General features: G+C 64.9%; 15 protein-coding genes and 1 pseudogene. 10 read left to right on the top strand and 6 right to left on the bottom strand.

Translation table 11 applies throughout. From position 1 onward, the window contains the following. The first annotated feature begins 307 nt into the window (after window positions 1–307). Entirely contained in the window at window positions 308–655 is a 348-nt protein-coding gene (locus tag AWB77_RS15190; RefSeq protein WP_061135273.1) for a DUF4148 domain-containing protein, read from the top strand. 206 nt (window positions 656–861) lie between these two features. Then, window positions 862–1,611: a DUF2242 domain-containing protein gene (locus AWB77_RS15195; protein ID WP_061135274.1), complete on the top strand. Its 750-nt coding sequence runs from the start codon at window positions 862–864 to the stop codon at window positions 1,609–1,611. A gap of 4 nt (window positions 1,612–1,615) precedes the next feature. Here the strand turns inward: AWB77_RS15195 and AWB77_RS15200 are convergent, their stop codons facing one another. Then, on the bottom strand, window positions 1,616–3,781 hold the full coding sequence (locus AWB77_RS15200) for a D-(-)-3-hydroxybutyrate oligomer hydrolase (RefSeq protein WP_244158554.1): 2,166 nt from the start codon (window positions 3,779–3,781) through the stop codon (window positions 1,616–1,618). A 251-nt stretch (window positions 3,782–4,032) separates the two neighbouring features. After that, a complete protein-coding gene (locus tag AWB77_RS15205; protein ID WP_061135275.1) occupies window positions 4,033–4,404 on the bottom strand; it encodes a BON domain-containing protein in 372 nt (123 codons plus the stop codon). A gap of 578 nt (window positions 4,405–4,982) precedes the next feature. On the opposite strand from AWB77_RS15205, the gene AWB77_RS15210 reads away from it, so the two are divergent. The 4 genes from AWB77_RS15210 (at window position 4,983) to AWB77_RS15225 (ending at window position 9,378) form a co-directional block, all read left to right on the top strand. Further along, on the top strand, window positions 4,983–6,458 hold the full coding sequence (locus tag AWB77_RS15210) for a TAXI family TRAP transporter solute-binding subunit (RefSeq protein WP_061135465.1): 1,476 nt from the start codon (window positions 4,983–4,985) through the stop codon (window positions 6,456–6,458). A gap of 139 nt (window positions 6,459–6,597) precedes the next feature. Continuing rightward, window positions 6,598–7,257, top strand: a complete 660-nt coding sequence (locus AWB77_RS15215; RefSeq protein WP_061135276.1) for a 2-hydroxychromene-2-carboxylate isomerase — start codon at window positions 6,598–6,600, stop codon at window positions 7,255–7,257. Window positions 7,258–7,390: 133 nt separating this feature from the next. Next, a complete protein-coding gene (locus tag AWB77_RS15220; protein WP_061135277.1) occupies window positions 7,391–8,377 on the top strand; it encodes a LysR family transcriptional regulator in 987 nt (328 codons plus the stop codon). Between the two features lie 80 nt (window positions 8,378–8,457). Continuing rightward, a complete protein-coding gene (locus AWB77_RS15225; protein WP_061135278.1) occupies window positions 8,458–9,378 on the top strand; it encodes an AraC family transcriptional regulator in 921 nt (306 codons plus the stop codon). A 10-nt stretch (window positions 9,379–9,388) separates the two neighbouring features. Here the strand turns inward: AWB77_RS15225 and xdhC are convergent, their stop codons facing one another. Genes xdhC through xdhA form a run of 3 tightly spaced genes read right to left on the bottom strand, consistent with a single transcriptional unit; the run spans window position 9,389 to window position 13,796 of the window. Beyond that, on the bottom strand, window positions 9,389–9,895 hold the full coding sequence (gene xdhC, locus AWB77_RS15230) for a xanthine dehydrogenase accessory protein XdhC (protein WP_061135279.1): 507 nt from the start codon (window positions 9,893–9,895) through the stop codon (window positions 9,389–9,391). After that, a complete protein-coding gene (gene xdhB / locus AWB77_RS15235; protein WP_061135280.1) occupies window positions 9,892–12,255 on the bottom strand; it encodes a xanthine dehydrogenase molybdopterin binding subunit in 2,364 nt (787 codons plus the stop codon). Before xdhB ends, xdhC begins: the two co-directional genes overlap by 4 nt. A 17-nt stretch (window positions 12,256–12,272) precedes the next feature. Beyond that, window positions 12,273–13,796 (bottom strand): xanthine dehydrogenase small subunit, encoded by a 1,524-nt coding sequence (gene xdhA / locus AWB77_RS15240; protein WP_061135281.1) that lies wholly within the window; start codon window positions 13,794–13,796, stop codon window positions 12,273–12,275. A gap of 331 nt (window positions 13,797–14,127) precedes the next feature. Between xdhA and AWB77_RS15245 the strand changes: the two genes are divergently transcribed. Continuing rightward, the gene (locus AWB77_RS15245; RefSeq protein WP_061135282.1) at window positions 14,128–15,342 is read left to right on the top strand and encodes an MFS transporter; all 1,215 of its coding nucleotides are present in this window, start codon (window positions 14,128–14,130) and stop codon (window positions 15,340–15,342) included. A 323-nt stretch (window positions 15,343–15,665) separates the two neighbouring features. Here the strand turns inward: AWB77_RS15245 and AWB77_RS36865 are convergent. Then, a pseudogene (locus AWB77_RS36865) lies at window positions 15,666–16,024 on the bottom strand (type II toxin-antitoxin system RelE/ParE family toxin). Between the two features lie 168 nt (window positions 16,025–16,192). Between AWB77_RS36865 and AWB77_RS15255 the strand changes: the two are divergent. The 3 genes from AWB77_RS15255 (at window position 16,193) to AWB77_RS15265 (ending at window position 19,850) form a co-directional block, all read left to right on the top strand. Beyond that, a complete protein-coding gene (locus AWB77_RS15255) occupies window positions 16,193–16,939 on the top strand; it encodes a GntR family transcriptional regulator (protein ID WP_061135283.1) in 747 nt (248 codons plus the stop codon). Continuing rightward, window positions 16,936–18,369, top strand: coding sequence for a multidrug transporter subunit MdtD (mdtD, locus tag AWB77_RS15260; RefSeq protein ID WP_061135284.1), 1,434 nt, complete (start codon window positions 16,936–16,938; stop codon window positions 18,367–18,369). The genes AWB77_RS15255 and mdtD overlap by 4 nt, the downstream gene beginning before the upstream one ends. 209 nt (window positions 18,370–18,578) lie before the next feature. Beyond that, on the top strand, window positions 18,579–19,850 hold the full coding sequence (locus tag AWB77_RS15265; RefSeq protein WP_061135285.1) for an EAL domain-containing protein: 1,272 nt from the start codon (window positions 18,579–18,581) through the stop codon (window positions 19,848–19,850). The last annotated feature ends 3 nt before the right edge of the window (window positions 19,851–19,853 follow it).

Raw genomic sequence — 19,853 nt, forward strand, 5'->3', positions numbered from 1 at the left:
ACTTGTTAGCACTCTCGTGCAGTGAGTGCCAATTATATGGACCGAGTTTGACAATTTCAAGGAGGTAAAAGCCGGGAAAACGCTTAAGCAGACGGGCGTTTGAATCGCCAGAGACTCGCAAGGCGATAGCGAAGCAATCGAAATGTGAAGGCGATTGACAGAATTAATGTCGAATCGACAAAAGTGATTTCTCCGTATCAGGGTTTCCCCTAGGTTCCGCGGCGCCTAGACTGCATCTCAACGACGGAGCAACGGAAAGACAGTTTGTCCGCCGCGGCGTTCCTGAAAACAGCATCCGGAGGTCATCATGTTCAAGTTCAAAGCACTCGTTCCCGCCATCGCCATTGCAGCCGCACTCGCAGCGCCGGGTTTTGCGCAAGCGCGCGAAGACGGTCCTGTCACTCGTGCACAAGTGCACGCCGAGCTCGTCCAGTTCGAACGCGCCGGCTACGAACCGACCGCAGATCAGACCACCTATCCCAACGGGATCCAGGCCGCCGAAGCGCGCGTGGCCGCTCAGCAAAACGTGTCGAACGCGTCGTTCGGCGGCGTGAGCGAAGGTGCGTCGGCGTCGGGGCACGCGGGCCGTTTCGCCTTCCTCGATCGCATCGTACGTCCGTCGGCGGCGAATCCGGTCGACTTCAATCGTCCGTAAAGGGCGCTTCTCCAGGTGTCTCGAAGCCCGGCTCAGGCCGGGCTTTTGCGCTTTGAGAAACGATGAATCGACGGCAACACACGCGTACAGCTTGCCGTAAGCATCGGATTACACGATGTTTTTAAGACTGCGCTTTTTCATCGACCCATCCGCTCGCACTACAATTTGTGTCTGCCGTTGACACAAATTCCGGATCCGCCGCCCTCATGTTCAAGCCGTCCCTGCGTCTCATCTTTGCCTCTTTTGGTTTCATCGCGCTGGCTGCGTGCGGAGGCCGCACCGCGGTCACGCCCAGTTATCAGCAGGAGCTTTTCACTACCGGAGCGAGCCCGTTCGCGCACAACTTCGACGCCACCGTCAATGAGACCTGCGAGGCCGCGCGCCGCGCGCTGCTATCGCAAGGCTTTCTGACGACGATGAGCCAGCCCGATACCGTCGACGCCACGAAAAACTTCCAGCCGAGCGCAGAGACGCACGTCGTCGTGTCGTTTCATGTCGTGTGCACGCCCGGTGAAAACGCGACGAACCAGAGCATCGCGTATGTGAACGCGGTGCAGGACGGCTACGCGCTCAAGAAGAGCGACACATCGGCGAGCGTGGGGTTGAGCGTGCTCGGCTCGTTGTCGCTGCCGATTCGCTCGAACAGCGACGCGATGGTCAAGATCTCCAGCGAGACCGTGCCGGCGGGCAAGTTCTACGACCGCTTTTTCTTTCTGATGGGACACTGTCTGAGCACGGTGCCGCGTAGCGCGCCCGTCGCCGCCGACGAAGTGAAGAGCAAGCCGCTCGCGCCCGCGCTCATCGTGAATTCGCCCGAACTCACGCCGACGCCGATCGTCGTGCAGACGCCCGCCGCCGCCACGGCGATCCAGACCCCGGACGAAGCTGCGGCAGGCGCATCCGGCGTTCCGGCGGCGTCGGCGGCCGCTGCGCCCGCGGCCACCGTGACGCACTGACCGATCAGTTCGGCACGTTGACGGCGCCGCCCGACACCGTAATCGCGTTCGCGCCCGGATCCGTCGCGATCGGCGGCAGATTCGACATCGACAGCGCCGGAGCCGCGCCCGCCGTGCCGCCGCGCGCTACCGTGCGTATCACTTGCGAAGGCGGCAGCGGCGCGTTGTTCTTCAGGTGATTCCACATCAGGTTGAGCGCCTGGATGTTGTAGTAGTGGACCGGAATGAAACGCGTGTCGAAGCCGGCCACGCTCAGGAACGCGTCGAAGTGCTGACCGTTCGTGACCTCGTAGAGCGAAAGCTGGCTCTTGCTGCCCTCCGCCACGCGATTTGCACCGAGATACGGCCGCGACGCATGATTGATCGGCACGAGCGCATCCGCGCGGCCTTGCACGATGATCGCGGGCTTGCCGCGCAGATTTGCGTTCACGCGGATCGCGTTCACGCTGTCCACCATCGTCGCGTTGCCGTTCGTCCACAGTGCGCGCAGGCAGGCGGCGCCCGCGTAGCTGGCATCGGGCGTCGCCAGCCGATGATCCGCCGCGCCCGTCGTCCCCGCGTTGTAGACCAGATTGATGCCGTTGGTCGGCGGCACGCCGTTGCCAGTGCCGAAGATCGTCGGCATCGGCGAGACGACCGGCGTCACGCCGGCCGCGCCTGTCGCCGCGCTGGTCGTGCCGAAGCTGAAGTTGCAGAGGTTGTCGAGCACGCTCGCCTTCATGTACGCATCGCCATAAGTCACGGCGACGGCCGGAACCGCCTGCGAATCCCACATCGGCGCCTGCAGCGTGTCGGAATCGGTCTCGTAACCGGCCTGATGCAACTGGTTGAGCGCGTCGGTGGCCTGAGCGGCCGTGTTGCCGCCCGAGACGAGGCCGTTCGCGGCGAGCGTTGCGCAGCGCGCCGTGCGGATCGCGTTCGTGGTGGCGGGCAGAAGCGCCGTCAGATACGGCGCGCCGGCTGCCGCTGGCGCGAGCGCCGCGCACGGCTGCAGCAGGTTGGCGAGCGTCATGTAGTCCGCGAGCGGCCGCCCGAACGAGCCGACCGGCACGCCGCCCTGCCGCACCGAAACCTGCGACGGCAGGTTCAGGTTGATCTGCGGCTCGCCGACGACGACCGCCGTGATCCAGCCATCCGTGTCCTGCTCCGCCGCCGCGAGCGACGCGCCGCCGCCATTGCTCACCGATGCCGCGATCGTCGTGATATCGCCCTTGTTGTAGCGCACCTGATGCGTCGATCCGTTAACCGGCCCGAACATGTCGTTGAGCGCCCAGTACGCGAATTGAATGGCCTGCAGCGTGTTCTTGCCCCAGTCCTTCTCGGGGTTTTGCTGCGAATGCGCGTGCTTGTAGGCGTAGCGGTTCGGGAACGCCGCGTTGAACGACGACAGCGCCGATGCGCTCACGTTCGCCTTGAAGATCGCCTTGGTCCCGGCGATCTCGGCACTCGCGAGCGTGCCGTCGATGAGCGTGACGAGCGTCGTCGAAATTTCCTGCGCGCCATTGCCGCTGCCCTTGTCCGTGTAGGCCACCGCGCAGCCGCGCTTCAGGCCCCACTCGCCCGCCGCCGAGATCGCGCCGTAGACGCCGCGCGATCCCGACGATGTCGCCGTGACGATGCACGGCTGATCGGGGTTGAAGGTGGTCGGCACCTGCACGAGCAGGCTGACGTTCTGCGCGCCGCTGCCGTCGTCGGCGAACGCGATGTATTCCTTGCCCGCGATCTTGCCCTCGCCGAGCGAGTCGTTGCCGTTCAGATCGATATTCGGCCCCCAGAAGCGGCCATAGCCGCCGTTCGCCGACATATCGACGAGCGCGCGATAGTTCGAATAGATCGCGAGGCGGCGCAGTTCGGCGGCCGTCGGCGCGGCCGGCTTGGCGATCGAAGGCGCGGTCGCCGATGCGAGGCCCGTCTTGCCGAGACCCGCCGTCAGCAGATCGTCGGAGACGCCGTCGTAAGTCTGGGTGTTGACCGAACCCGCGATGAAGCTCGGCAGCGTGTTGGTCGGCTGGCTGCCGCCGCCATTGTCGTCATCGCCGCCGTGACAGGCGGCGAGCGTGGCCGCCGTGAGCACGCAGAGCGCGGCCGTCCGCGGCACGCTCCGCCAGCACTGCAAACGCTGCAAGCCCTGCAAGCTCGGGAAACTCGGCAAATGCGCGAATCTTTTCATTGTGGGTCTCCGCCATCCGTTCCGATTGAGTGATGCAACCTGAAGTGAATCTGAAGCCAACGTGAAGCGCGATCGATGCTTCGAGTATCGCGCCTTATCGCGCGACAGTCGCTGCTGATTTAATCGATCCAGGCAACGAAAGCGCCAAACGACAACGGGCCCCGGCGACGACGCCGGAGCCCGTTCGAACGCTCGCGAGACGAGCGCAGCCGGCGGCATCGCGCGATGCCGCCCGTTGCCGGTGACCCGTGTTATTGGCCGCCGCCTTGCACGCCGAGCGTGATCTTGTTGGAGACCGACTTCACGCCCGTCACGCCCTTCGCCACTTCTTCCGCCTGGGCGATCTGGCCGCCTTCCGGCACCGTGCCGGTCAGCGTCACCGCGCCGCTGCGTGCGCGCACGAATACGTTCGACACGTCGAAGCCTTGTGCCTTCGACAACGCGCGGCGCACGTCATAGCCGAGCTTGCGGTCGGTCTTCTTGGTCGCGGATTTCTGAGCCTTGGCGCTCGCCGCCGAGTCGGTGCTCGTGGCGGCCGCGTCGCTCGATTGGGCATAGGCGCTTGAAGCCACGGCCACGCACACCACTACGCCCAGCGCCTTCAACAGATCGACTGCTTTCATGATTTCTCCTTTTGTTTCGCTTGTTGACTTCGCACAGTTGCTACTTCGCTCGTTTTGCACTGCAAAACCGGACCGCAATCCGGGCGGCTAATGACGACGCCGAATTGCGACACCGAGCGGCTGACCGTGACCGCGCGAGCCCGATGCCTGAAAACGGCGCGGGCATGGCGGCGGCAAGCCGGCGGATGCGGCTCACGGTGCTGCGAGAGGCTGGCGAAAGAAACAAAACACGGCCGGTTGGTCGGGTGTCAACACCCGTCGGCTCGAATATGTCCTGCCGCATGGCGCCTGCTTGGCGCGGTCCGCGAACCCACATTCCGGGCTGCGGCGCGCGAGGGCCTTGTCGTGCGGCGGCGAACGTCAATTTAGCCCAGCGCGGCCATTAGCGCAAAACATTTAACGACGAGCCGGTTCGTGCAGCCGCGCGCAAGCAACAGCGCACGCGCGACCTACACATCGCTGTCACACGGAACGCGAGGGGTGCCGCCGTCCGGACGCCGATCGATCTCATGTACCATCGACGCCATGCCGGCCGCCCGGACGCGCCCTGGCGCGCAAGTTTCACGAATACCGACGAGATGACCGACCCCTCAAGAAGCACTCCGGACCGCGATCCGGATCTCCCATCGAAACGCCGGAGCCAGCCGCGCATCGTCGCGCGCTTCGTCGCGATTTCCTGGCGCGATCTCGCGCTCACGTTCGGCCCGATCCTGCTCGTGTGCGCGATCGCGCTCTACGCCGCCGTGCGGCTGATCCAGCCCGCGCCGCCGAGCACGCTGACCATCGCCGCCGGGCCGAAGGGCAGTTCGTTCTGGACGAACGCGCAGAAATACAAGGCGATCCTCGCGCGCAACCGCGTGACGCTCAACATACTGGAGACGCAAGGCTCGCTCGACAATCTCACGCGCCTCGAAGATCCGAAATCGAATGTCGATGCCGGTTTCGTGCAGGGCGGCCTGACCAAGCCGGGCGCGACGCACGACAATCTGGAATCGCTCGGGAGCGTGTCTTACGTGCCGCTCGCGGTGTTCTATCGCGGCGCAACGGTCGTCAACCGGCTGTCGGAGCTCAAGGGCAAGCGGCTCGCGATCGGCGCGGAAGGCAGCGGCACGCGCGTGCTCGCGCTGAATCTGCTGAAGGCGAACGGCATCGAACCCGGCAGCGACACGGAACTGCTGCCGCTCGCCGGCGACGAAGCCGCGAAAGCGCTGGAAGACAGTCAGATCGACGCCGTCTTCCTGACCGGCGATTCGGCCCAGCCGCCCACGATGGCGAAGCTGCTGCGCACGCCCGGCATCCGCTTCATGGATTTCGCCCAGGCCGATGCCTACGCGCGCCGCTTTCCGTACCTGACCGAGATCGAACTGCCGATGGGCGCGTTCGATTTCGCCCGCAACCTGCCGCCGCGCACGATGCACATGATCGCGCCGACGGCCGAACTGGTCGCGCGCGACAGCCTGCATCCGGCGCTGTCCGATCTGCTGATCGAAGCCGCGCGCGAGGTGCACGGCCGCGCAAATCTGCTGCAACGGGCGAATGAATTTCCCGCGCCGCTCGTGCACGAATTCCGCATCAGCGACAACGCCGAACGCTATTACAAATCGGGCAAGAGTTTTCTGTACCGCACGCTGCCCTTTTGGGTCGCGAGTCTCGCCGATCGTGTGCTCGTCGTGCTGGTGCCGCTGATCGTCGTGCTGATTCCGGGCCTGCGCCTCGTGCCGGGGCTGTATCGGTGGCGGGTGAAGTCGCGCATCTATCGCTGGTATGGCGCGCTGATTGCGATAGAACGCGAGGCGATCAGCGGTCCCGACACCGCGCAGCGCGACGCCTTGCTCGACCGCATCGACGCGATCGAAACGGCGGTGAATCGCATGAAGATGCCGCTCGCGTTCGCGGATCAGTTCTACGTGCTGCGCGAGCACATCGGGTTCGTGCGGCAGCGGCTCGCGCATGCGCCGGTCGCGCAGCCCGACGCAACCGAGGCGCGCGGCGCCGCGCGACGGGATGCGGCGCTGGCCGATTCGCGGGCAGACACGGAACAAGGCAGCACGTAATATCTAACGAAGAAGCGCGAGAAAAACGATGTGGCGCCGCGCGCCGCATCCGCCACGCAGGACACGACAAAAACGAACAGATGAGGCTTGAGGCGCGCCTTCGCGCGGGAAGCCACGGAAATCTCAGGGAGAAGGGAACATGAGTGCCCCGCATTCGAGCAGCGCCGGTCAGCCGTACTTTTTCTTCGATTTCATCTCGCCCTTCTCGTATCTGCTGCTGGAGCAGCATGAAAAGTGGCCCGACATGCCGTTCGAGCTCGTTCCCGTCCAGTTGATGAAGCTGCTCGACCGCTGGGGCCAGCCGCACGCCGCGACGATTCCATCCAAGCGCGTCTTCACCTACCGGCACGCGCTCTTTCGCGCCGAGCAGCTCGGCATTCCTTTCAAGATGCCGCCCGCACATCCGTTCGATACGAGCAAGGCGCTGCGACTCGCGGTGCTGGCGAACGGCGACATCGCCCGCGTGCGCGAAATCTTCCGCTTTATCTGGCGCGAGGGACGCGAACCCGCGACGCCGGAAGGCTTCGCCGCGCTGTGCGAGCACGTCGGCATGCCCGAGGGCGTGACGCGCATCGACGACGAAGACGTGAAGGCGAAGCTGCGCGACAACAACGACCGCGCCGTATCGATGGGCGTGTTCGGCGTGCCGACCTTCCTCGTCAACGATCAGATCTTCTGGGGCGAGGACACGCTGCCGATGGTGCTCTACGTCGCACGCTCGCCGAATTGGCTCGACGGCGCCGAGGTGAAGCGCATCAGCGCACTGCCGATCGCGCCGCGCGACGCCGATTTCGGCTGACGGCAGCGGTCCGGCGAACGCGCCTATGCCGTGCATAGCGCGTCCGCTATGGCGTCAAAAAGCGATAAGCGGTTTACTTCGGCTTTAGGGTTCGCGAGTTCGCGCCCGCGCGTCCCGAATTCAATTGCTTGCCATGAACGATCCCGCCGACTCACTCGACATCTGGCTCATCCGCGTGCTGCGCACCCTCCTGCTGGAGCGCAGCGTGACGCAGACCGCGCAACGGCTGAACCAGACGCAACCGGCGATCAGCACCGCGCTGCGCCGCCTGCGCGAAATCCTGAACGATCCGATTCTCGTGCGCGGCAAACAGGGCATGGTGCCGACCGAATACGGCGAATCGCTGCTCGCGCCCGCGCAGCGCGCGCTGCGCGAAGTGGAGTTCGTCGCGACGCCGCACGGCGACTTCGACCCTGAGAGTTCGCGCCGCACCTTCCGCGTCGCCGCGCCCGATTACCTGAACGATTTCTTCATGCCGACGCTCGTCGCCGCCTTTCGCGACGCGGCGCCGAACGCGCGCCTCGAGATCGAATCGCTGAACCCGATGCGCGATCACGAGCGCATGCTCGACGAAGGCGAGATCGATCTGATGGTCGCCAACTGGACGAAGCCCGAGCCGCGCTTCGAGCGTCAGGATCTGTTCAGCGATGTCTTCGTCTGCCTGATGCGCGCCAATCATCCGCTTGCGCGCGAGCCGCTGACGGCGGAACGCTACGCGCTCGCCGCGCATCTCGCGCCGACGCCATACAGCGGCGGCCGGCGTCATCCGATCGACATCGGGCTTGCGCGCGCGGGCATCGAACGCCGCATCGTCACGACGATTCCGTACTTCGGGCTCGTGCCGCAGGTGCTGCTGCAATCGGACCTCATCTTCACCGCGCCGCGCCGTTTCGCGCAGCACTATGCGGCGATGCTCCCGCTCGCCGTGCTCGACTCGCCGGTGCCGTTTCCGCGCATCAAGTGCTATCAGCTTTCGGTGCCGCAGCCCGATCAGCCAACGGATGTCGCCTGGTTGCGCACGCTGATGTCGAGCGTTTCCGATGCGCTCACGGGCAAAAAGCAAGTCGCGGCGGCGGCATCGGGCGACGAAACCGCCGAACTGGACGAAGCCGCAAAATAGGCCCACGCGGGGCACGCGCAAGGCACGCGCGGCGGGACTTCGGTACTATCCGAACGACATCTACTGCCCCGCCCGCTCACATGGATGCTCTCGACAAACTGATTCAGCTTGCGAGCCTGACCGGCGCGCTCGATCTTCGCTGTCTGCTGAGCGGCCCGCTGGAACTGGATCACGAGCCTGCGCCCGCTGGCGAAGCGGTGTATCACGTCGTACTCGATGGCGCGTGCAGCGTCGTGCGCAGGGGTCATGCGCCGCTCGAATTATCGGCGGGCGACATCTTCGTTTTGCCGCGCGGCGACGCGCACGTACTCAGCATCGAGCCGCGTAAAGCGGGCGCGCCGCCGGCCGAACTGGAGAAGCGCCATAACGGCGCGGTCACGGTGAAGAGCAATTTCGGCGAAGCGCGGCCGGGCGTCGATCTGCTATGCGGCCGGTTTCTATACGCGCCGCGCGCGCTCCTGATCGACGTGCTGCCGGATGTCGTGCATGTGTCGTTCACGAATGCGTCGGCGCCGTATCTCGGGCCGCTCGTCCAGACGATGCGCCGCGAGGCGGAAGATGCGCAACTCGGCGCGCCGTCGATCGTGACGGCGTTATCGACCGCGCTTTTCACGATGGTGCTGCGCGCGTGGCTCGACGGGCAGCCGTCGCTTTCGGGCGTGCTGGGTCTGCTGGCGAACCGGAGGCTGGGCGCATCGATCATCGCAATGCTGGAGCGGCCCGCCGAACCGTGGACGCTGGAAATGCTGGCGAAGGAAGCGGCGATGTCGCGCGCGACGTTCATGCGCGCGTTCTCGGCGCACTCGGACAGCTCGCCGCTCGTCCTGCTGAGTCATGTGCGGATGCAGCTTGCAAGCACGATGCTCACGCACACGAAGAAGAGCATCGCGGATGTCGCGGCGGATGTGGGGTATCAGTCGGAAGCGGCGTTCAGCAAGCGGTTCAAGGAGCTTTATGGCGTCGCGCCGGGGAGGTTCAGGCAGACCAACGGCCTCACCTGACGCGCCGTGCTCACGCGGCCCAATGCGCGGCCCTGACCGCCGCCCCGCCCAACCTCGCCCCCATCTCCCGCACCCGCAGCAACTGCGCGGCAACGGCCAGCCCGATCGACCACGGCGCCTTGTCGACAATGCCTTCCACGCCGATCGGACACGTGATCTCCGCCAGCCGGTCCGCCGGCACGCCCCGCTCCAACAGGCGCCGCTCGAACTTCACGCGCTTGGTCTTCGAGCCGATCAGCCCGAAGTAAGCGAAGTCGTCACGCCGCACGATGCGTTGCGTCAGCGAAAAGTCGAGCGAATGATCGTGCGTCATCACGATGAAATACGCGCCCGCCGGCGCTTCGTCGACGATCGCATCGGGCAGATCCGTCGCTTCGATCTGCACGTTCGCCGGAACTTCATCGGGGAAGAGTTCGTCGCGCGCGTCGACCCATTGCACGACGCACGGCAATGTGCCGAGCACCTTCACGAGCGCGTGGCCGACGTGCCCCGCGCCGAACAGGACGACGTGCATCATGAGCGCGCGCTCCTCACGGCATTCACCGCCTTCAGGATTTCTTCGGCCGTCGCGGGCGCGTTCAGCGGCGGATTGATCTTGTGATCGCCGACCGCCGACACCGCATCGCGGATCGCGAAAAACACCGAGAACGGCAGCAGCAACGGCGGCTCGCCCACGGCCTTCGAACGATGGATGCTGTCCTCCACGTTGCGATTCTTGAAGAGCTCGACGCGGAAACCGGCGGGCATGTCGTTGGTCGTCGGAATCTTGTAGGTCGACGGCGCGTGCGTCATCAGCTTGCCGTTGTCGTTCCACCAGAGCTCTTCCGTCGTGAGCCAGCCCATGCCCTGCACGAACGCGCCTTCGACCTGCCCCTTGTCGAGCGCCGGATTCAGCGACGCACCCACGTCATGCAGCGCATCCGCGCGCAGCACGCGCATTTCGCCGGTCAGCGTGTCGATCACCACTTCCGACACTGCCGCGCCATACGAGTAGTAGTAGAACGGACGGCCCTGCATCGTCGCCTGATCCCAATAGAGCTTGGGCGTCGCGTAGAACCCGTCGGACCACAACTGCACGCGCGCGAGATAGGCCTTTTGCACGACCTCGCCGAACGGAATCGCATCGTCGCCGACGATCACGCGATCGCCCGCGAAACGGACTTGCGCCGGCGTCACCGTGCCACCGCCGAACTTCTCGGCCGCGAACTTCGCGAGCCGCTCGCGCAACTGGCGCGCGGCATCCTGCGCCGCCTTGCCGTTCAGATCGGTGCCGGTCGATGCCGCAGTCGCCGACGTATTCGCAACCTTGCTCGTATCGGTCGCCGTCACGCGCACGCGCTCGAAGTTCACGCCGAGTTCATGTGCAACAACCTGCGCGACCTTCGTGTTCAAACCCTGACCCATCTCGGTGCCGCCGTGATTCACGAGCATCGAGCCATCGGTGTAGATGTGAACCAGCGCGCCCGCCTGATTGAAGTGCGTCACGTTGAACGCGATGCCGAACTTCACCGGCGTCAGCGCAAGGCCCTTCTTCAGGATCGCGTTGTTCGCGTTGAATTCGTCGATGGCCGCGCGGCGCTTGCGATAGTCGCTCGTCTCCTCGAGTTCCGCGATCAGCTCATGGATGACGTTGTCCTCGACCGTCTGACCGTAAGGCGTCGTATTGTTCTCGCTCTTGCCGTAGAGATTCGCGCGGCGCACGTCGAGCGAATCGCGGCCGACCGAACGCGCGACGTTATCGAGAATGTATTCGATCGCGAACGCGCCCTGCGGCCCGCCGAAGCCGCGAAACGCGGTGTTCGACTGCGTGTTCGTCTTGCCGCAATAGCCTTCGATCTTCACGTCCGAGAGCCAGTACGCGTTGTCGAAGTGGCAAACGGCGCGCGTCATCACCGGACCCGACAAATCGGCGGAGAAGCCGCAGCGCGAGGTCATGTCGACGGAAACGCCTTCGATCTTGCCGTCGTCGTCGTAACCGACTTCGAAGTCGTAGATGAAGTCGTGGCGCTTGCCGGTGATCATCATGTCGTCGTCGCGGTCCGGGCGCAGCTTCACCGGGCACAGCAGCTTCCATGCGGCGAGCGCCGCGCAGCACGCGAAAATGCCCGACTGCGATTCCTTGCCGCCGAACCCTCCGCCCATGCGACGGCACTCGACCAGTACGTTATGCGAATGCACGTTGAGCACGTGCGCGACGAGATGCTGCATTTCCGTCGGATGCTGCGTCGAGCAATAGACGTGCATGCCGTCGTCGTCCTTCGGCACGGCGTAGGCAATCTGACCTTCGAGATAGAACTGTTCCTGGCCGCCGAGCTTCATCGCGCCGCGCTCGTGGTGCGCGGCTTTCGTCATGCGGCCCTGCGCGTCGCCGCGCGAGAGCTTCAGCGGATTGAGCACGTACGATTCGGCACGACGCGCATCGGCCGGCGTAAGGATCGGCACGAGGTCTTCGAATTCGATGATCGCACGGCGCGCAGCCAGACGCGCCGTATCGTGCGAGGTCGCGACGACGATGAACATCGGCTGGCCGACGAACTGCACGATGCCTTGCGCCAGCACCGGATCGTCGTGGATGATCGGGCCGCAGTCGTTGACGCCGGGAATGTCGTCGGCGGTGAACACGGCGACGACGCCCGGCGTCGCGCGCACGGCGTCGAAGTTCATCGACACGATCTTCGCGTGCGCCTTCGGGCTCGTGCCGAGCGCGGCGTGCAGCGTGCCCGCGACGAGCGGGATGTCGTCTGTGTAGCTCGCGCGTCCGCTCACGTGCAGGTGCGCCGATTCGTGCGGACGCGAGACGTGGACCTGCTTGAATGCATCGATTTCGTTCGCGAGCGATTGGGCGTCGGCGATGAATGCTTCTGCTTGTTGATTCATGTTCTTTTCTCCTTCGCTTACTTCGCTTCGACCAGTTCGATTGCGCGCACATCCAGTTTCGACTTGTCCAGCGGATCGTGCGGACGCGTCTCCAGCCAGAATCGATACAACAGACTCTTTGCCGTGTCGAGGCGATAGTCGCTGCTCGCGCGCATGTCGGTGAGCGGCTGATAGTCTTTCGAGAGCGCGATCATCGCGGCTTGCGCGGTGGCTTCGTGCCAGAGCGCATCGTTGAGAACGGCTTCGGCGTGTTCGGCGCGCTTGGGCGTCGCGGCCATGCCCCCGTAGGCGAGACGCGGCTCGCGGATCGTGTCGCCGTCGGGGATGAAGCTGAACGCGGCGTACACGGCGGAAATATCGGAGTCGAAACGCTTGCTGAGCTTGTACGCGCGGAATTGCATCTTCGCGCGGCGGCCGCTGCGCGTCGGCACGCGGATCGCGGCGACGAACTCGTTCTCGCGCATATCCTTCTTCTGATACGCGATGTACAGATTTTCGAGCGGCATCTCGCGCATGCCTTCGACGCTTTGCAGCACGACGCGCGCATTTAACGCGATAAGACCGGGCATCGAATCGCCGATGGGCGAGCCGTTCGCGACGTTGCCGCCGAGCGTGCCCGCATTGCGGATCGGCAGCGACGCGAAACGCAGGCGCGTCTCTTCGAGTTCGGGATACTGCTTCACGAGTTCGCTGTACGCGCGCTCGACCGACACGCCCGCGCCGATCTCGATCCAGTCGCCGGTCGTCTCGACATGCCTGAACGATTCGATCTGCCCGACATAGACGATGTCGCCGAGATCGCGCAATTGCTTCGTCACCCACAAGCCGACGTCCGTGCTGCCCGCGAGAATCCGCACGTTCGGATTCTTGTCCTTGATCGCGGCGAGCGCCTCGGTCGTGCGCGGCGCGTCGAACTGGCGGCCGGCGTGTTCGTAGTGGAAGGTGTCGTCGCGCTTCAGGCTGTCGAGCGTGCGCGCGAGCGCCGGCACGTTGACGGGCGCGAGCGGCGCGTGATCGAACATCTGCTCGGCCGCGTCGATGATCGGCCGATACCCCGTGCAGCGGCACAGATTGCCCGTGAGGGCATCGCTGATTTCCTGACGCGACGGCTTCGTCTTCTCGCACGCGCCCGCGCAGCCCGTCGTCGCATGACCGTGCTTTTCGTAAAGCGCGAACATCGACATGGCGAAACCCGGCGTGCAGAAGCCGCACTGCGAACCGTGGCAATCGACGAGCGCCTGTTGCACCGGATGCAGCGTGCCGTCGGGTTGGCGCAAGTCTTCGACGGTAAAGAGCGCGCGGCCATCGAGCGTCGGCAGGAACTGCACGCACGCGTTGACGGCTTTGAACGCGACGCCGCCCGCGCCGTCCGGCTCGCCGATGACGACCGTGCACGCGCCGCAGTCGCCTTCCGCGCAGCCTTCCTTGGTGCCGGTGCAGCGTGCATCTTCGCGCAGGTATTGGAGTACGGTGCGCGTCGTCGACGCGCCGCTCACTTCCTGAATCGCGTTGCGGTGATAGAAGCGGATCGGCTGGGTCATTGTTCGGGGCTCTTCGATGCTTTTCGCTGGTTGCGCGGGATGCGCAGCCGGTGGCATTCGCGACTTTGGGACTTTTTCGGATTAGTCCTGTCGCTTCGATGGTTCAAAAGCTATCACCGCCAAAATCCATAACCCATAGGCGGCATTGCATGAACGACATACTCTTCGTCCGATATGAGCCGCAAGCGTTATCCGGCAAGGCTTTCAGCGACACCGTCCGAGCGTCGCGGCAGCCGTTTTGTCCTAGCTGGTTACAAAACGAGTGCGACGCTGCGCCGCAACATATGGGAGAATCACGTCTTCGCGCCGAATTCAACCCCGCAATTTCCCTATGTCCACCGACTCCCGCGCCCAGCCCCAGAGCGATTTCGCAGTCACGCTGCGGATTTTGCCCGTCGTGCTGTACACGTTCCTTTGCTATCTGACGATTGGCATTCCCCTCGCGGTGCTGCCGGGCTTCGTGCATACGGACTTGGGCTACGGCTCGGTCATGGCGGGCGCGGCGATCAGCGTCCAATATTTCGCGACGCTGATGTCGCGACCGCTCGCAGGCCGCACCGCCGACACGCTCGGCCCCAAGAAGACCGTGCTGTACGGTCTCGCGGCGTGCGCGGCGAGCGGCGTGCTGCTGCTCGGCTCGGCACTCGCCGCGCAATGGCACGTGGTGAGTCTCGTGCTGCTCGTGGTCGCGCGGCTCGTGCTCGGCTTCGGCGAGAGTTGGGTCGGCACGGGATCGATCACGTGGGGCATCGGGCGCGTTGGCGTGACCAACAACGCGAAGGTGATTTCGTGGAACGGCATCGCCACGTATGGCGCGCTCGCGATCGGCGCGCCGCTCGGCGTGGCGATCGATCATTCGATCGGTTTCGCGTCGCTCGGGCTCATCGTGATCGCGCTCGGCGGATTCGGCTACTGGCTCGCGACGCGCATGGCGAGCGTGCCCATCGTGCACGGCGAGCGCATGTCGTACCGGAGCGTGTTCTTCCGCGTGCTGCCGCATGGTTTGGGACTCGCGCTCGGATCGGCGGGATTCGGCTCCATCGCGACGTTCATCACGCTCTACTACGCGGCGCACAACTGGCCGAACGCTGCGCTTTCGCTGACCGTGTTCGGCACGATGTTCATCGGCGCGCGGCTTCTGTTCGCCAACACGATCAAGGCGTATGGCGGGTTCCGGGTGGCGATCGTGTCGTTTGCTTTCGAGTGCGCGGGCCTCGTGATGCTGTGGCTCGCCGCCGAGCCGACCTTCGCGCTCGCGGGCGCGGCGCTGACGGGCTTCGGGTTCGCGCTGGTGTTTCCGGCGCTGGGCGTCGAGGCCGTCGGACTCGTGCCGCCGGCCAGCCGGGGCGCGGCTTTGTCCGCGTATTCGGTGTTTCTCGATTTGTCGCTCGGGTTGACCGGGCCGCTTGCGGGGTATGTCGCGGGTGAACTCGGGTACGGGTCGGTGTTTCTCTTCGCCGCGCTGGCGGCCGCTGCGGCAGTGGCGTTGTCGGTGGCGCTCTATATGCGCGGCGGGCGTGGGGTGGGTGGGGCGGCGACGGCCTGAGTTCATCGCTTGCGTAGCGTTCGCGTCGCGTCGGGCGCGTTTCGCCGGATCCCGTTTTCTTGGTGGTCCATTAGCGTTGCCCCTGTGCGGGGCGGCACCTACTTTCTTTGCTGCTGCAAAGAAAGTAGGCAAAGAAAGCAGCTTCTGTCACGCCCGCGGTCATACGCACGTTGGGTAGTTTTCTCGTCCACGGTGGCACTCGCCTAAATGTCGCCCTCAAAGGGCCACAGGGCTTGGATCGCGCACGGTCCGCCACTTCGCGCCGCTCGACGGACCGGTTCAGCACCAGATAGCTCCAGCCCGCTGCGCGGCCGTTGGGTCAATCAGGGCTGCGTGTGCTTCTCTACTAACGTCTCCATCTCGCTGCTCTGTTCGGCCGGCCGGCTGACGTCATCGTTCACTTCAAGTGCAAGTGACGATGTCACGCGCCCGCGTGGATATTTTCCGCCACACAATAGGTCGCGATAGGTCACGAGAACCTCGCCGCGCTGCACGTAGTAGATGCGATATCCCCGCCCGTGGTCGATGCGCAACGCGATAAGCAAACGTCCGGCCGAATTCGTACCGCCGGGATTTCCCATTGAAGCCGATCAATTCGAACCTGGATACGGCGCTTCGCAATCCGGTCTTTCAGCGAGGCTAACCAGTCGTCGAAAAGCTCGGTCGTGCGAACGTTCGACATCCAACGTCGTAATCCGTGGATCACATCGTGTAAGCTGCGGTCCACACAGCGAGGTATCGCCAGGCGCGTCTTGCGGCCTTGCAAAGCTCACCGCGATAAGGAAGAGGATGTCCCTTCGTCTTCGAGGTTTGTCTTAAAATCCCCGCTTGGCCCATTAGCGTCCGCTTTATGAACCCGACCTCGGAAGACCGTTGGCGCGACTTGCGCCCGGACCCGGACAGCGACACTCCGCTCTATCTTCAACTCGCCCGCAAGCTCGCCAACGCCATCCACGACAATCGCTGGAACGCAGGCGAAGCGCTGCCCTCCGAGCGCGTGTTGTCCGAGGCGCTCGGCGTCTCGCGGATCACCTCGAGAAAGGCAATCGCGCTGCTCGTCGAGCAAGGGCTGATCCGCCGCGAACAAGGCGCGGGCAGCTTCATCACGCCGCGCTACGAAGACCCGCTCTCGCGTCTGTCGAGCTTCTCGGAAATGCTCAGGCGCCGCGGCTTCAAGCCGAGCTCCCGATGGCTCTCGCGCACCATCGAGCCGGCCAACCGCGAGGAAGTCATCCAGCTCGGCCTCTCGCCCGCCGCCGCCGTCACGCGCCTCAAGCGTCTGCGTCTCGCCGACGACATCGTCATGGCCGTCGAAAACTCCACCTTCCCCGCATCGTGCATCCCCGATCCGCAGACCATCGGCGATTCGCTTTACAGCTATCTCGATGCGCGCGGGCTTTCCATCGTGCGCGCGCTCCAGCATTTCCGCGCGGTGAACGCGAGCCCGGAGATTGCTGGGCAGATGGGCATCGCGCCGCACGACGCGCTGCTGCTCATCACGCGCGTCGGCTATACGGCCGATCAGCGCGCGATCGAACTCACCGATACCTACTGCCGCAACGACTACTACGACTTCGTCGCCGAACTGCGCAAATGACCGACTCGACCGCCGCTGCACCGTCCGACCGCGCATTGAGCATCATGCTGTGGCTCGTCGCCACGGGCTTCTTCATGCAGACGCTCGACTCGACGATCGTCAACACCGCGCTTCCCGCGATGGCTCGAAGTCTCGGGGAAGCGCCGCTGCGCATGCAGGGCGTCGTCATCGCCTACTCGCTCACGATGGCGATGATGATTCCCGTGTCCGGCTGGCTCGCCGACAAGCTCGGCACCAGGCGCGTGTTCTTCAGCGCGATCCTCGTGTTCACCATCGGCTCGCTGCTCTGCGCGAACGCGCAATCGCTGACGGCGCTCGTCGCGTATCGCGTCGTTCAGGGCGTCGGCGGCGCGATGCTGCTGCCCGTCGGACGCCTCGCCGTGCTGCGCGTCTTTCCGGCGGAGCGCTATCTTTCCGCGCTCGCGTTCGTCGCGATTCCGGGGCTGATCGGCCCGCTCATCGGCCCGACGCTCGGCGGCTGGCTCGTGCAGATCGCATCGTGGCACTGGATCTTTCTGATCAACGTCCCGGTTGGCCTGATCGGCTGCATCGCGACGAACATGTACATGCCCGACAGCCGCAATCCCGCGACCGCGCGCTTCGATCTCGCGGGCTATCTGCTGCTCGCGATCGGCATGGTCGCGCTCACCATTTCCCTCGACGGCCTCGCCGATCTCGGCCTCGCGCACGCGATCGTCATCGTGCTGCTCGTGCTCTCGTTCGGCTGCTTCGTCGCCTACGGCCTGCACGCGACGCGCGCCGCCCAGCCGATATTCTCGCTCGATCTCTTCAAGATCCACACGTTCAGCGTCGGCCTGCTCGGCAATCTGTTCGCGCGCATCGGCAGCGGCGCGATGCCTTATCTGATACCGCTCCTGCTGCAAGTCAGTCTCGGCTACACGCCGTTTCAGGCCGGCATGATGATGCTGCCGGTCGCGGCGGCGGGCATGGCCTCCAAACGCGTCGTCACGCGGCTCATCGAAAAGCATGGTTATCGGCGCGTGCTGGTCGTGAACACGGTGGTCGTCGGGCTGATGATGGCGAGCTTCGCGCTCGTCAGCGCGCATCAGCCGCTCTGGCTGCGGCTCGTGCAGCTCGCGATCTTCGGCGCCTTCAACTCGATGCAGTTCACCGCGATGAACACGCTCACGCTGAAAGACCTCGGCACCGGCGGCGCGAGCAGCGGCAACAGCCTCTTCTCACTCGTGCAGATGCTGTCGATGAGTCTCGGGGTGACCGTCGCAGGCGCGATTCTGTCGACGTTCACGGGACTTCTGCCGCAGGTCACGGAGACGAATTCGCTGCCCGCCTTCCACGCGACGTTTCTGTGCGTCGGCATCATCACGGCGGCGACGGCGTGGATCTTCGGCCAGCTCGCGCCCGAAGTGCGCGCGGCCCATAGAAAGCCCGATCCGTCCGAATCGAACTGAAGCAAACGAACGCGCGCGCACCGCGCCGGTGCCCGCGCGCACGATCGCGCGGCGTGCGCTCCCGCGTCTGCGGCACGCGTCGCCCAATCCGCACACGAATGCGCGCCGAATCCGCTTGGATATTGAATTCGCACGCTTTTTGCTCGAACCGACAGGTGCCGATCCGGTAAACTGTCTCGATAAAGTTATTCGCCTGGCGCCCCGACACCATGAGCATGGTTGATCTCGACCCTCCCCGCTTCCAGCCGCCGCGCCCCGTCGCCGGCGACGATGGATCGCGTCGCACCGTTCTGTACGGCGAGTACACCGTTTTCAGCGTGTTTCAGCCCGTGTTTTCGGTGTCGCACCGGCGCGCGATCGGCTATCACGCGTCCTTGCGCGCGCGCGACGACTCGCATCGGCACATTCCATCGCACGAAGTCTTCACGCAGGCCGCGCGGCGTGGCGACCTGCTCGAACTCGGCCGGCTCGCGGAATCCCTGCATCTCGGCAACTTCAACGCATTCGACAGCCACGACGAATGGCTCTTCCTGAGCCTGCATCCCGCCGCGCTGATGGACACGAGCTACGGCGATGCGCTGCTCGCGTCGCTGAAGGACATCGGTTTGTCGCCGCAGCGCGTCGTGCTCGAAGTGCCCGAGCAGGCGGGCGGCGAGACGACGCGCTTCGCCGAGATCATCGATTCGCTGCGCAAGTCGGGCTTTCTGATCGCGCTCGATGGCTTCGGCGTGAAGCATTCGAACATCGATCGCGTGTGGCATCTGCGGCCCGACATCGTCACGCTCGACCGCTGCATTCTTCAGCAGGCGACGGAGCATTCGCATATCGAGCGCGTGTTGCCGCGTCTCGTGTCGCTCCTGCACGAGTCCGGCCAGCTCGTACTGATGGGCGGCCTCGCGACCGAGCGCGACGCCTTGATCGCGCTCGAATGCAACGTCGATTTCGTACAGGGCGCGTACTTCGCGCAGCCGAGCGTCGATGCCGTGCACAGCGAAGTCGCGGCAGGCGTGATGGATGCGTTGTCGGCGGCGTCGCGCGAACGCGTCGCGGGCCGCGAGCGGGCGCAATCCGCGCGGCTCGAACCGTACGTGAGCGGCCTCGAACGCGCGGCCGTCAAGCTGATGGAAGGCGAGACGCTCGTCATCGCGACGAGCGAACTGCTGCAACTCGCCGATACCGCGCGCTGCTTTCTGCTCGATCAGGCCGGAAGGCAGATCGGCGACAACGTCGTGCCGGTCGTACGCACGTCGCAGCGCGCGAAGCGTTTCAGTCCGCTGCTGCATTCCGAAGGCGCGAGCTGGGAGCGCCGGCCGTATTTCATCGAGGCGCTACGCTCGCCGGGGCGCGTGCATCTGACGGCGCCGTATCTGTCGATCAACGAGGCGCATTTGTGCGTGACGGCATCGATCGCGGCGCAGACGCCGTACGGATTGCAGGTGCTGTGCGTCGACATCAACTGGGAAGGCGCACGTCAGCGCTAGGTT

Source organism: Caballeronia fortuita, assembly GCF_001544835.2.
In the GTDB taxonomy this organism is placed as follows: domain Bacteria; phylum Pseudomonadota; class Gammaproteobacteria; order Burkholderiales; family Burkholderiaceae; genus Caballeronia; species Caballeronia fortuita.

What these genes read in the sequence shown, in the direction of transcription:
- AWB77_RS15190 (WP_061135273.1), top strand. Translation starts at nt 308, where the DNA reads ATGTTCAAGTTCAAAGCACTCGTTCCCGCCATCGCCATTGCAGCCGCA.
- AWB77_RS15195 (WP_061135274.1), top strand. Translation starts at nt 862, where the DNA reads ATGTTCAAGCCGTCCCTGCGTCTCATCTTTGCCTCTTTTGGTTTCATC.
- AWB77_RS15200 (WP_244158554.1), bottom strand. Translation starts at nt 3,781, where the DNA reads ATGAAAAGATTCGCGCATTTGCCGAGTTTCCCGAGCTTGCAGGGCTTG.
- AWB77_RS15205 (WP_061135275.1), bottom strand. Translation starts at nt 4,404, where the DNA reads ATGAAAGCAGTCGATCTGTTGAAGGCGCTGGGCGTAGTGGTGTGCGTG.
- AWB77_RS15210 (WP_061135465.1), top strand. Translation starts at nt 4,983, where the DNA reads ATGACCGACCCCTCAAGAAGCACTCCGGACCGCGATCCGGATCTCCCA.
- AWB77_RS15215 (WP_061135276.1), top strand. Translation starts at nt 6,598, where the DNA reads ATGAGTGCCCCGCATTCGAGCAGCGCCGGTCAGCCGTACTTTTTCTTC.
- AWB77_RS15220 (WP_061135277.1), top strand. Translation starts at nt 7,391, where the DNA reads ATGAACGATCCCGCCGACTCACTCGACATCTGGCTCATCCGCGTGCTG.
- AWB77_RS15225 (WP_061135278.1), top strand. Translation starts at nt 8,458, where the DNA reads ATGGATGCTCTCGACAAACTGATTCAGCTTGCGAGCCTGACCGGCGCG.
- xdhC (WP_061135279.1), bottom strand. Translation starts at nt 9,895, where the DNA reads ATGATGCACGTCGTCCTGTTCGGCGCGGGGCACGTCGGCCACGCGCTC.
- xdhB (WP_061135280.1), bottom strand. Translation starts at nt 12,255, where the DNA reads ATGAATCAACAAGCAGAAGCATTCATCGCCGACGCCCAATCGCTCGCG.
- xdhA (WP_061135281.1), bottom strand. Translation starts at nt 13,796, where the DNA reads ATGACCCAGCCGATCCGCTTCTATCACCGCAACGCGATTCAGGAAGTG.
- AWB77_RS15245 (WP_061135282.1), top strand. Translation starts at nt 14,128, where the DNA reads ATGTCCACCGACTCCCGCGCCCAGCCCCAGAGCGATTTCGCAGTCACG.
- AWB77_RS15255 (WP_061135283.1), top strand. Translation starts at nt 16,193, where the DNA reads ATGAACCCGACCTCGGAAGACCGTTGGCGCGACTTGCGCCCGGACCCG.
- mdtD (WP_061135284.1), top strand. Translation starts at nt 16,936, where the DNA reads ATGACCGACTCGACCGCCGCTGCACCGTCCGACCGCGCATTGAGCATC.
- AWB77_RS15265 (WP_061135285.1), top strand. Translation starts at nt 18,579, where the DNA reads ATGAGCATGGTTGATCTCGACCCTCCCCGCTTCCAGCCGCCGCGCCCC.